Annotated in this window: 8 protein-coding genes, 1 other RNA gene and 1 pseudogene; 4 read left to right on the top strand and 6 right to left on the bottom strand. The window is 68.5% G+C overall.

All coding sequences use genetic code 11. From position 1 onward, the window contains the following. The 3 genes from HNR70_RS00050 to ffs all read right to left on the bottom strand — a co-directional run bounded on the left by HNR70_RS00050 (nucleotide 1) and on the right by ffs (nucleotide 3,958). On the bottom strand, nucleotides 1–714 hold the full coding sequence (locus HNR70_RS00050) for a hypothetical protein (protein WP_312857518.1): 714 nt from the start codon (nucleotides 712–714) through the stop codon (nucleotides 1–3). Next, nucleotides 711–3,158: a nitric-oxide reductase large subunit gene (locus tag HNR70_RS00045; protein WP_184323859.1), complete on the bottom strand. Its 2,448-nt coding sequence runs from the start codon at nucleotides 3,156–3,158 to the stop codon at nucleotides 711–713. Before HNR70_RS00045 ends, HNR70_RS00050 begins: the two co-directional genes overlap by 4 nt. A gap of 703 nt (nucleotides 3,159–3,861) precedes the next feature. Next, nucleotides 3,862–3,958, bottom strand: an RNA gene (gene ffs / locus HNR70_RS00040) — signal recognition particle sRNA small type. Between the two features lie 303 nt (nucleotides 3,959–4,261). On the opposite strand from ffs, the gene HNR70_RS00035 reads away from it, so the two are divergent. Next, nucleotides 4,262–5,833, top strand: coding sequence for an alanine/glycine:cation symporter family protein (locus HNR70_RS00035; RefSeq protein ID WP_184323858.1), 1,572 nt, complete (start codon nucleotides 4,262–4,264; stop codon nucleotides 5,831–5,833). A gap of 95 nt (nucleotides 5,834–5,928) precedes the next feature. Here HNR70_RS00035 and HNR70_RS00030 read toward each other — a convergent pair. Beyond that, nucleotides 5,929–6,933: pseudogene (locus HNR70_RS00030) on the bottom strand (aldo/keto reductase family protein). Nucleotides 6,934–7,223: 290 nt separating this feature from the next. Here HNR70_RS00030 and HNR70_RS00025 point away from each other — a divergent pair. Then, nucleotides 7,224–7,601, top strand: a complete 378-nt coding sequence (locus tag HNR70_RS00025; protein WP_184326450.1) for a DUF779 domain-containing protein — start codon at nucleotides 7,224–7,226, stop codon at nucleotides 7,599–7,601. Nucleotides 7,602–7,922: 321 nt separating this feature from the next. Continuing rightward, nucleotides 7,923–8,492: a dihydrofolate reductase family protein gene (locus HNR70_RS00020; protein ID WP_184323857.1), complete on the top strand. Its 570-nt coding sequence runs from the start codon at nucleotides 7,923–7,925 to the stop codon at nucleotides 8,490–8,492. Between the two features lie 111 nt (nucleotides 8,493–8,603). Here HNR70_RS00020 and HNR70_RS15670 read toward each other — a convergent pair whose 3' ends face one another. Then, a complete protein-coding gene (locus HNR70_RS15670) occupies nucleotides 8,604–9,446 on the bottom strand; it encodes a MerR family transcriptional regulator (RefSeq protein ID WP_184323856.1) in 843 nt (280 codons plus the stop codon). 236 nt (nucleotides 9,447–9,682) lie between these two features. On the opposite strand from HNR70_RS15670, the gene HNR70_RS00010 reads away from it, so the two are divergent. Continuing rightward, complete coding sequence (locus HNR70_RS00010) at nucleotides 9,683–10,303, top strand: DUF4188 domain-containing protein (protein WP_246375095.1); 621 nt, start codon at nucleotides 9,683–9,685, stop codon at nucleotides 10,301–10,303. Nucleotides 10,304–10,330: 27 nt separating this feature from the next. Here HNR70_RS00010 and HNR70_RS00005 read toward each other — a convergent pair. Next, nucleotides 10,331–11,841 (bottom strand): ABC transporter permease (locus HNR70_RS00005; RefSeq protein ID WP_221421052.1); only part of this gene is annotated, 1,511 nt, incomplete at its 5' end.

Below are 11,841 nucleotides of genomic sequence, written 5' to 3'. Positions count from 1 at the left end.
CTAGACATTCTCTTGGGCCTTCTTCCGTTCTGAGGCGTAGCGGGTGCGTCCGAGCACCAGGGGGACGGGGGCGTCGACGTCGGACCGACGGTCCGAGGCGTAGCTGGTGCGGCGGCGCTGGAGGGCCTCAGCGGCCACCGCGCGCTCCTCGAGGTTGTCGTCGAGGGACTTGAACAGCACGCCGTCGGGATCCACCGGGGAGTGGCGCAGGTGCGACCACAGCGGCAGCCCGGCCAGGGCCACCACCACTGCGATCCCCATCAGCACCACCTGGCTGATCCAGTTCTGCACCGTGAACGCGGTGACCAGGGGGAACACGACGGCCAGGACGGAGACCGCGCAGGCGATGCCGCGATGGAACCGGGCCGACTCCGAGGAGGGCCAGGCATCGACCGTGCGGCCCACCTCGCGGCCGTCGTCGGAGGTGGTGCAGGAGTCCTTGACGGGGCACGAGTTGCACACCAGGGGGCTGCCCCGGTACCGCATCACGCGGTTGTCCGGGTCGAAGGACTGCGGCCACAGCCATTGATCCTCCGGGCACAGCCAGGCGTCGTGGTCCTCGTGGTACACGAAGCCCTGGGTCTGCTGCTCGTCGTTGGCGACGTGCGCGCGCTTGGCGAGCAGGTCGATCCCGTAGGCCACCAGCACCAGCACGACGGCGTACCCGCCGGCCAGCAGCACCGGCAGCTCGATGGCACCCATCAGCTCGTTCACGAGGCCGGCCCCTCACCGTCGTCGCGTCGACGATCCGAGGCGTACCGGGTACGGCTGGGCGGCACGTTGCCCAGCTGCCCGGCGGCGCCGGCGGTGGCCGCTGCGGCACCCACGGTGGCGTCGCCCGTACGATCCTCGCGGGCCTCCGGGTGCTCCTCGACGAACAGGGTCTCCGGCTCCATGCGGGTGACGGTGGCCCTGATGCCGTGCCGCACGCCCAGCCAGGCGATGTACACGAACGGGAGGATGCCGCCGATCAGGAACACGACGTCGCCGGGCATGCGCATCCATTCCAGCGCCAGGTTGCCGGGCTGGGTGAGGTAGCCCAGGGTGCGCGCCTCGAAGTAGCCCTGGTTGACCGACGCCCACAGCTGCAGCACGCCCAGCGGCAGCAGCGTCGCGAACATCATCCAGGCCAGGCCGATGTTGAGCGACCAGAAGGAGATCTTGGCCAGCTTCTCGGGCCACTTGCTCGGCTTGATGATGTACCGCAGCGCGAACAGGGCCAGGCCCACGGCCATCATCCCGTACACGCCCATCATCGAGCCGTGCGCATGATTGGCGGTCAGTGAGGTGCCGATCTGGTAGTAGGAGACGATCGGCAGGTTCACCAGGAAGCCGAACACGCCGGCGCCCAGGAAGTTCCAGAAGCCCACGGCCACCAGGAACATGACCGCCCAGCGGTGCGGGAACGGGGCGCTGGAGCGGGACTCCTGGCGGGCGCCGAGCTGCAGGAAGGTCCAGGCCTCGACGGTCAGGAAGGTCAGCGGGATGACCTCCAGGGCGGAGAACACCGCTCCGAGGGCCATGTGCTCCACCGGGGTGCCGGAGAAGTACAGGTGGTGCATGGTGCCGATGACGCCGCCGGCGGAGTACAGGATGACGTCCAGCAGGATGATCTGGATGGCAATGCGGCGGCGCACCACGCCCAGCATCACGAACAGGTAGGCCACCATCACGGTGGTGAACAGCTCCAGGAAGTCCTCCACCCACAGGTGCACCACCCAGAAGCGCCAGAACTCGGCGACGGTCAGGTGGGTCTCGTTGTTGGCCAGCAGGCCCACCGCGTAGAAGGCGGGGATGGCCAGCGCCGCGTAGGCGAACAGCCAGGGCATGTTGAACTTCGACTCTGTGCGCAGGCGCGAGCGGATCGCCCGGAAGATGATCAGGAACCACAGGAACAGCCCGATCACCAGCAGTATCTGGAAGAAGCGGGGCAGGTCCAGGTACTCCCACTGTTGGGAGAGGAACGGGGAGCCCTTGGCCCACTCGGGGCCGTAGATGCTGATGGCGGTGCCGCCGAACATGCCCACGACCACCAGCGCCAGAGCGCCCAGCAGGCCGTAGGACAGGTAGTGCTGCCCCTTGGGCTCACGGCCCGCGATGATCGGGGCCAGGAAGATGGCCGCGGCCAGGAACGAGGCCGCCGTCCACAGCAGGGACAGTTGCACGTGCCAGGTGCGTGCCAGGTTGAACGGGAAGATCTGCGCCAGGTCGAAGCCGAAGAAGCCCTGCAGCTCCACCCGGTAGTGCTCCACGGAGGCACCGACGGTGGCCTGGATCAGGAACAGCAGCGAGACCACCAGGAAGAACCAGGCGGTGGACTTCTGGGCCTTGGTGATGCCCACCTCGCCGGGCTGGAGGAACTTCAGGGCGGTGGTGTCGTTGCCCTTCCAGCCCAGCTTGCTGCTCCAGCGGCCGAAGATCGCGAAGAGGATGCCCAGGCCGCCCAGCAGCGCCACCAGGGAGATCGCCGACCACACCAGGATGTCGGCCGTGGGGTGGTTGTCGACCCGCGGCTCGGCCGGCCAGTTGTTGGTGTACGAGTAGTCCAGGCCGGGGCGCTCGGCGGCACTGGCCCACGCCGTCCAGGCGTAGAAGGCCGTGAGGTCGTGGATCTCCTGCTCATCGGTGATGGCGTTGGGGATCAGGCCCTGGGAGGTGGTGGGATCGCCGAAGAAGTCGCCGTAGTACTGCTTCATCTCCTCGAAGGCGCTGATCTGCTCGTCGGTGAGCACGAGGGTGCCGGTGGCCTCGTCGTACCGGTTGGTGCGCTGCATCTCGGAGGTCGCGGCGGCCGGCTCCTGCACGCCCTGCGCCTCGAGCTGCTCGTGGATGTGCTCGGTGCTCAGGCGGAGGTACTCGGCGGTGTAATCCGGGCCCAGGTACGCACCGTGGCCGACGATCGACCCGTACTGCTGGATGCCGCGTGTCAGGAAGATGTTCTGACCGCTGGTGATCTCCTCCTGGGTGTAGACCACCTCGCCGTCCTCACTGACGACCTGCTGCGGCAGGGGCATGGAATCCGTGTACGTGCGGTACGCCAGCACGCCCATCACGAAGAAGCCGAATATGAGCACGAGGGCGACGCCCTGCACCCATCCCTTGGAGATCGAGAGCTCCGCACGATTCCTCTGCTGATCACTTTTCTCAACGACACTCACACCAGTGATCCGTTCTATCGAGGTGCGACGCGGCCCGGATACCGGTCGACAGCTTTTCCGAGAGTACCCAGGATTCCCAGGGAACGTCAAGGATCTGTCCGACCAGGTGGGAGCACTTTTCGGCCAGGATCACGCGAGGGGATCGTTCGCCACGGCACCATGAGGTGGATCAACCTGGGAATGCGTCTGTGCATCCCGGCACCTCATTCAGACGACACGCGGAGCGTCGCCCCCGATGTCGCGATCGGTGTGGATTCGTGACGATTTGCGAGGGGGAATCTATTGCATTTCCGAATACCACAAAGCCCCGGCATGGCACTCAGCCATCCGGAAACGCACGAACCGCGCTCATGATGCACGGGCGACCGCCCCCGCATCCGCACTGTGTCCGCCATCACGCTACGCCTCACCGCTGCCCGCCGCGAGGCCTGGATCACCCGATGTCAGAAAAACCGGCCGAGGAACACCTCGTTGGGGCTCCCCGGGCCGGCCCGCTGGGGCCGACCGAGCCAGTGAACGCGTCGGCGGCCCACCCGGTCCATGACCTGGATCAATCAGGGGCGGGGAATCGGTGGGCGACCGCCCCGGTGCTGGCACATCGGCCGCTATCCCACCCAGCTCCACCCACGTGGCGGTCCACGGCGACCAACTGGTCACGTCGGGCGCTCAGCCCACAGGCACCCCCCGTGCCTGTGTGCGGGCATGAAAGGACCCCTCGTGCACCTGTCAGAGCTCGCCTGCCCTTGCTGCCGTCAAGCCCTGGGGGAGTTCAGCAAGATGACACCGCACGAGGGGTCGCAATAAGTATAACGGCTCTCCAGCCCCGATTTCGAGCCCCTGCTGAGCGACTCCGGTCACGACACGCCGGAAGGGGCGGCGGGATGCCCTCCCACCGACTCCCCTCGGCGCCGCACGACAGCTCCACCTGGACGAATACAAGCACCCGGAAAACGAGTTGCATAACGACCCGGCCACGGGAGGCTGAAAGAACCCTCAGAGCCCTGGGTGTCCGGTATGCTCCATCCAGCACTAAGAGGTGACTGCAGTCACCCCTGCACGTGATGCCAAGGGTGCCGTCGCTTCCCCTATTCCCAGGAGCCCTCATGATCGCCGAAATGATCAACGGCGCGAACAACCTGATCTGGTCCATCCCCCTGATCGGGCTCTGCCTTCTCGCCGGCCTCTACTTCACCATCCGCACCGGCCTCCTCCAGGTGCGGAACATCCCCGACATGCTCGCCCAGCTGAAGAAGGGCGAGACCTCCCCGGACGGCACCTCGTCGTTCCAGTCGCTGATGATGTCGCTCGCCGGCCGCGTCGGCATGGGCAATATCGGTGGCGTCGCCACCGCCATCGCCTTCGGCGGCCCCGGCGCCGTGTTCTGGATGTGGGCCTCCGCCTTCCTCGGCGCAGCCACCTCGTTCATCGAATGCACCCTCGGCCAGATCTACAAGGAGAAGGACCGCGACACCGGCGAGTACCGCGGCGGTCCGGCGTACTACTTCGAGAAGGCCTACAAGCACAAGGCCCCGGGCCTGTCGCTGTTCTACGGGATCCTGTTCTCGATCGTCACCATCCTCGCGATGAGCTTCTTCCTGCCGGGCGTGCAGGCCAACGGCATGGCTTCCGCGATCGACAACGCCTGGGGCATCCCCACCTGGGTGACCGCCATCGGTCTGGTGATCGTCCTGGGCTTCATCGTCATCGGCGGCGTCAAGCGTATCGCCCACTTCGCGGCGTTCGTGGTGCCAGCCATGGCGATCCTCTACATCATCATCGCGCTCGTGGTGCTGTTCATGAACTTCACCGAGATCCCCCGCGTGTTCGGGCTGATCTTCTCCAGCGCGTTCGGCGTCCAGCCGATCTTCGGCGCGATCGTCGGCCTCGCCATCAAGTGGGGCGTCCAGCGCGGCATCTACTCCAACGAGGCCGGCCAGGGCACCGGCCCGCACGCCGCGGCCGCCGCCGAGGTGTCCCACCCCGCCAAGCAGGGCTTCGCGCAGTCGTTCTCGGTGTACATCGACACCCTGTTCGTGTGCTCGGCGACCGCGTTCATCATCATCTCCACCGGCATGTTCAACACCTTCTCGAACGAGGAGTGGGCCGACGGCACCTCTCCGGTGATCGGCAGCGGCACCGCCGAGATGAGCACCAGCGTCGAGCCCGGCCCGGGCTTCGTGCAGAACGGCCTCGACTCGGTCTTCCCGGGCCTCGGACCGTCGTTCATCGCCGTCGCGCTGGGGTTCTTCGTGTTCACCACCATCGTGGCCTACTACTACATGGCCGAGGTGAACCTCAACTACCTCACCCGCAAGATGAAGAACCGCGTGCTCGCCCGCGGAATGCTCCGCCTGCTGCAGGCCCTGGTGCTCGTCTCCGTGGCCTACGGAGCAGTCACCAGCGCCGGTGCGGCGTGGGGCCTGGGCGATATCGGCGTGGGCTCGATGGCCTGGCTGAACATCGTCGGCATCCTGGTCATCCAGGGCCCCGCCCTGAAGGCGCTCAAGGACTACCGCGAACAGAAGAAGGCAGGCCTGGACCCGCAGTTCGATCCGCGCAAGCTCGGCATCGAGGGCGCCACGTTCTGGGAGATGCGGGCCGACGGCCACACCCTCCAGGGCAAGTCCGGCGAGGAGCTGCCGCCCGCGCAGCTGGGGATCGACACCAAGAGCTGATCCCTCGACACGCACCGCAGCGAAAGCCGAAGGGCCGGACCGTCATCGCGACGGACCGGCCCTTCGGTCATTGCACCATCGTTCCGGCCGACAGCTCAGCTCAGCCGCGCCCCGGGCGACTGGGTCAGCGCCGCGTCGGTCTCGGGGATCTCGCCGAGCACCTCGTCGATGCGGGCCTTGACGTCGGCATCGAGCGTGATCCCCGCAGCCTTGACGTTCTCGGTGACCTGCTCGGGGCGGGAGGCGCCGATGATCGCGCCGGCCACGTTGTCGTTGCTGAGCACCCACGCGACGGCCAGCTGCGCCGGGGTGAGGCCGAGCTCCTCCGCGATCGGGAGCAGCCCCTGCACCGCGGTGAGCACCTCGTCGTTCAGGAAGCGCTTGATCATGTCGGCGCCGCCCTTCTCGTCGCGGGCGCGCGAGCCCTCAGGGGCGGGGGTGCCGGGCTTGTACTTGCCCGTGAGAATGCCCTGAGCGACCGGGGACCACACGATCTGGGAGATCCCCAGCTCGCGGGAGGTGGGCACCACGCGCTCCTCGATCACACGCCACAGCATCGAGTACTGGGGCTGGTTGGAGATCAGCTGGATGCCGAGCTCGCGGGCGAGCTAATGCCCGGCGCGCAGCTGGTCCGCGTTCCACTCGGAGACGCCGATGTACAGGGCCTTGCCGGAGTGGACCACGTCGGCGAACGCCTGCATGGTCTCCTCGAGCGGGGTGGCGTCGTCGTAGCGGTGCGCCTGGTAGAGGTCCACGTAGTCCGTCTGCAGGCGGCGCAGCGAGGCGTCGATCGACTCGCGGATGTGCTTGCGGGACAGGCCGGTGTCGTTGTGCCCCTTGGGGCCGGTGGGGAAGTACACCTTGGTGAGGATCTCGAGCGATTCGCGACGCTCGCCCTTCAGCGCCTCGCCGAGCACCACCTCGGCGGCGGTGTTGGCGTAGGTGTCCGCGGTGTCGAAGGTGGAGATGCCGGAGTCGAGGGCGGCACGCACGCAGGCGCGGGCGCGGTCGTCCTCGACCTGGGAGGCGTGGGTGAGCCAGTTGCCGTAGATGATCTCACTGATCTTGAGGCCGGAGCGGCCGAGGTGGCGATGTTCCATGCTCTCCACCCTATGCCTGGCGCGCGAGGACTATCTTGGTGGCCCATGTCACACATCCGTCGCCGCGGCCCGGCGGGACCGTCACCGCCGGGAGCGCACGGAAGGAGACGATCATGACCGACACCTCCACCACCCCCGCCCCTCGGCCCGGGCGATCCGCCACGCCCGCCCCGCAGCCAGGACAGCCGCCGGCGGCGCAGCCCGGGCAGCCATCTGCACCGGCACCGCAGCCCGGCCAGCCGCCCGCGCCGCCGCTCCCGGAGCCCACCAGTGCGGACGACGTCCTGGAGATGGAGCCGACCGTCGAGGGCGAGGACTTCTCCCGCGTCGCGTTCACGCAGGCCGCCGTCGCCCAGATCCAGCGGCTCATCGACCGCAACGGTCCGCTGATGTTCCACCAGTCCGGCGGCTGCTGCGACGGCTCCTCCCCCATGTGCTACCCCGAGGGCGACCTCATCACCGGCGACGCCGACGTGCGCATGGGCCACGTCGAGGTGCCCCTGCCCGACGGCACCACCTCGCCGCTGGACTTCTGGATGAGCCGCGAGCAGTTCGCCTACTGGCGCCACACCCACCTCACCATCGACCTCGTGGACGGCCGCGGCGGCGGCTTCAGCCTCGAGTCCCCCGACGGGAAGAGGTTCCTGACCCGGTCGCGGATGCTCTGAGGGCGGGGCGCGAGCCCGGGTGCACCCGCTGCGCCCGCCCCCGCCTCGGCGCGTGGGAAGGACATGTCGGAATCACGCCTGGATTCCCGCAACTCTCCCACGCAGGCGAGCGCTCCGACCCAGGCCACCTGAGCATGCGGGAAGGACATGGCGGAATGGCACGCGAATTCCCACGAGTCTCCCCCACGCGGCAAGTCGAGGTGAGTGGACGGCCACGCGTGGCCGGAGTATTCGCGCGACACCAGCCCGGGACACCACTAGCGTCGACGGCACGAGCCACCGCGTTCCGTGCGGCGGCGTCAGCACAGCCGGGAGGCTCCCATGCGCGAGCTCGTGTACTACGTGGCGGTGCCCCTGGACGGGTACATCGCCGGGCCTGAGCACCAGATCGGGGACTTCCTCTACGAGGGCGACCACATGGACGCGCAGTTCGCGGAGTTCCCGGACGCCGTCCCCACCGCGGGCGCCGCGCAGCTCGGCCTCGACCAGCACATCGGTCGCTTCTCCACGGTGCTGATGGGCGCGAACACCCACGGGGTCGGTCTGCCGGGCGCCCCGAACCCCTACTCCCACCTCGAGCAGATCGTGTTCACCCATCGTGACCTCCCGGAGGCGGAGAACCTGCGGGTCACGGCCGAGGATCCGGTGGAGGTGGTGCGGGAGCTGCGCCACCGCGGCGGCAAGGACATCTGGCTGTGCGGCGGAGCGCAGCTGGCCACGCAGCTGCGCGGCGAGATCGACCGCCTGATCCTCAAGCGCCAGCCGCTGCTGTTCGGCAACGGCGTGCCCCTGTTCGCCCCGGGCGACTACGCCCCGATGCGCCTGGACCTCGTGCGCACGCAGAACTTCGCAAGCGGCGTCTCGCTCATGGAGTACCTCGTGCGGCGATGAATCGGCGGGGGTGAGTCAGTGTGTGGGCCGGGCAGCCCATCGGGCGAGGCATCGTGCGGCGCACCGGGCCGCGCGCGGAGTTCACGGAGCCGGTCATTCCCGCCCCGGCATCTAGGGGGTATCCGGCGACTCGGGGGCATCCGGCACCTCGGGAGCGCGGCGTGTCTCGGGCACAGCCGGCCCCCCGGGGATGCCCGGCAGCTCCGGGCCGAGCAGCTGCCAGGACACCTGGCGCTGGGCGAGCAGGCGCAGCGCAGAGAGCACCTGCTCGATCATGACGGTGCCGACGACCACGCGCCGCACCGCGTCCTCGGCCTCCCGCGGCACCGAGTCGACGTCGATGCGGGCGATCTGCTCCATCCCATCGGCGTAGGCGTGCATCATCGCCTCGTCCACGGAAATCCCGGCCTGGTCACAGGCCAGCCAGGCGCTCTCGAGCCGGGCGGCGAGGCGGTCGTCCGGCCAGGTCGCCCAGCCGTGCTCGGCGAGCCAGGCGGCGGCGCGACTGCCCGGATCGGGCGTGCCCGGCACGTCGGCCGACGGGGGCAGGCCGTGCCGGATCCGGTAGCCCGCCACCGGCTCCTGCTCCGCAGGCTCGCCCGCCTCAGCACGCCCGCGCTCCTCAGCAGGCCCACTCTTCTTAGCGGGCTCGCCCTCCGCTGGTCCGCCCTTCTCCGGCTCGCCGAGCAGCGCCTGCTGCGCGACGGCCAGCAGGTCCAGGCGCTCGGGGGCGGGTCCGTCGACCACTTCGATGACGCGGCGCACCGCGGCGAGGCCGAGCCCGCCCGTCTGGATCAGGGCCCTGACCAGGCGGATCCGCTCCACGTGCGTCTCGTCGTACTCGGCGGTGGTGCGCGAGGTGGAGCGCCCCGGCGGCACGAGACCCTCACGCAGGTAGTACTTGATCGTGCCGACGGCGACGTCCGTGCGCGCGGAGAGCTCGGAGATCCTCATAGCGCCGCGCTCCTCACCGTGGTCCTGCTCGTGCCTCGCGGTCCCGATCCGGGACCGCGCCCTCGCACGATATCCCGCGACGTCGGCCATCGTGTCCTCCGCGTCGCGCCCCGTGCGCCACCCAGCCAGGGCGGGGTATCCCCTCGCGCCATGCCGACGATGCCACAGACCGTGACACCGTCCCCCTTGACGGCCCGGCAGCCCGCATCCACTGTTGGAAAGTAACACTTTCCAGTTTGGAAGTCACCATCAGCCGGGAGGCACACGTCATGCTCCACGACGCGACCCCGCAGGACCCCCTCGACGCCTCGTCCCGCGACGCCTCGTCCGGCTCCGCCGCTGACTCTGCCCGTCGGCCCCCGAACCTCACCCACGCCCCGCTCGACGGGCTCGACGAGCTGGTCGTCTTTCAGATCGGCATGACCGTGCGCAAGCCGTGGCGGCCCGATCTGTGGGGTCCGGTCTTCACCGCGATGCCGCGGATGCTCGCCGAGCTCGGCCGGGCGAAGGCCGCCCATGAGCGCGGCGAGGGCAAGGACCTGGGCTTCCTCGGCGCCGAGGCGATGATCGGCCCATCGGGCCCGTGGGTGGTGCAGTACTGGAAGAGCACCGAGCATCTCTACGAGTACGCGCGCATGGGCTCGCTCGCGCACCTGCCGGCGTGGAAGGCGTTCAACGTCGCGGCCCGCAAGCACCCCGGCGCGGTCGGGATCTGGCACGAGACCTACGCGGTGCCGGTGGACCGGATCGAGACCTTCTACGGCAACGGCGCGGCCGTGGGCCTGGCGAAGATGGTCGGCGCGGTGCCGGTCGCCTCCCGAGGCCGCACGGCCCGCCAAAGGCTCGGGACGCGCTGAGGTCGGGCGGCCACGCGGGTCAGCCGCTCACGGGGCCGCGCACTCGGTCACGTCGTCGTTGACCCGAGCAAGCTCGAGGGAGTCGGTGGCGATCGGGATCGTCGCCGTCGAAGACTGCGTTGCCGATGCGGTCGCGTCCCAGACCCAGCCCGGACCGTCCGTCCCCTCGATCACCACGAGGGGATGGTCGGTCGCAAGCGACGTCGGCTTCCCGCTCCCCTGAGTGGTCGGCAACTCGGAGACGCACGCTCGGTACATGAAATCCGCGGTAACGGACGGGGTGGTCCCCTCTGAGAACCCGCTCAGCCATTCCCGGTACTGAATCTCCCAGGTCCTCAGACCAGCAAGGAACGCCCCCAGAAGCATCACAAAGAACAACATGCCCCCGAGCATCCCCAGAAAGTCGGGGGCAGTCCTGAACGCGGTGGAGATGCCGAAGTACTCGACCCACCCCCAGAGCGCTCCGGCGAGGATCACGCCGACGAGGAGATGAGCGAGGAGCAGGAGGCCCGCGGCCGGGCCGACCCAATCGGGCACGGCGACCATGGAGACCGGCACACCGAAATCGCTGCCTATGCCGGAGAGCATGAAGCGGGCCACGCCGAAGCTCACGGCGACGAGCGCCGTCGCGACAGACAGGCTGAGCATCACCCGGACGCGCGGGCGCAGGACAACCAGGTGAAAGATCCCCCGGGCGACTCCGAATAGAGCCACCGCGACCAGCATCTGCGTCCACGGATATCCGTCGTTCCCGAGGTACAGCGCCCAGAACACAGCCCCGACCATCACCATCGCGAGCAGCAGGAGCAGGACGGTCCCGATCTTTGCGAGCTTTCCGGAGACGTTCCTCGCGACTCCCCGTCCGGCGACGACTCCGAGAACGGTGCTCACGAGATAGAGCAGACCTCTCACCCACCAGGGCACGGTCTCGACCGGCCCCAACCCTAGGGAGACCACCACGAGAGCTGAGAGCACGACGAACAGCCAGGTCGAGTCAAGCACGCTCTTCCACCCCTGAACCTCCTCCGCCGCAGCTGGGCGGTCAGGCGGTGAGGCGACCTCGCGCAGCTCCAGCTCACCGCCCGCGTAGTGTGGGGTGAATCGAGGTTCGAGATCATCGAGAAGGCGAGGCGGCAGTTCGAACTCACCGCGGACCTCCCATACCGGGGCCGGAACCTGCCTCGGCGCCGCGCCAAATCGTGGAGGCGTGGCGAGCATCCGAGAGACGCTCTCCTTCCGCGTCCGCTTCGACCGATAGACGAATCGCGCCGACGGCGGTCGGCTCTGAGATCGCAGGGAGAGGAGTTCGAGCGTTGCCACGCTCTCTCCGAAGTCGAGGACCTTGCCGCGTGCGACGTCGAGAGCGGCGACTGCGGCGCTGTACACCGGGATGCTCACCAGGTACTTCTCTGTGGACAGCCTGTCGAAGCTCCACTCCTCTTCGCGGAAGCGGGCCTCGATGTGCTCGTAGTCACGGACCGGGTCGGTGAACTGGATCTCCGCATGCACCCGTCGGTTGCAAGCGATCTTGCGCGAAC

The sequence above is a fragment of the Brachybacterium aquaticum genome, from assembly GCF_014204755.1.
Lineage (GTDB): Bacteria > Actinomycetota > Actinomycetes > Actinomycetales > Dermabacteraceae > Brachybacterium > Brachybacterium aquaticum.
This window is presented reverse-complemented; position numbering and strand designations above follow the sequence as displayed.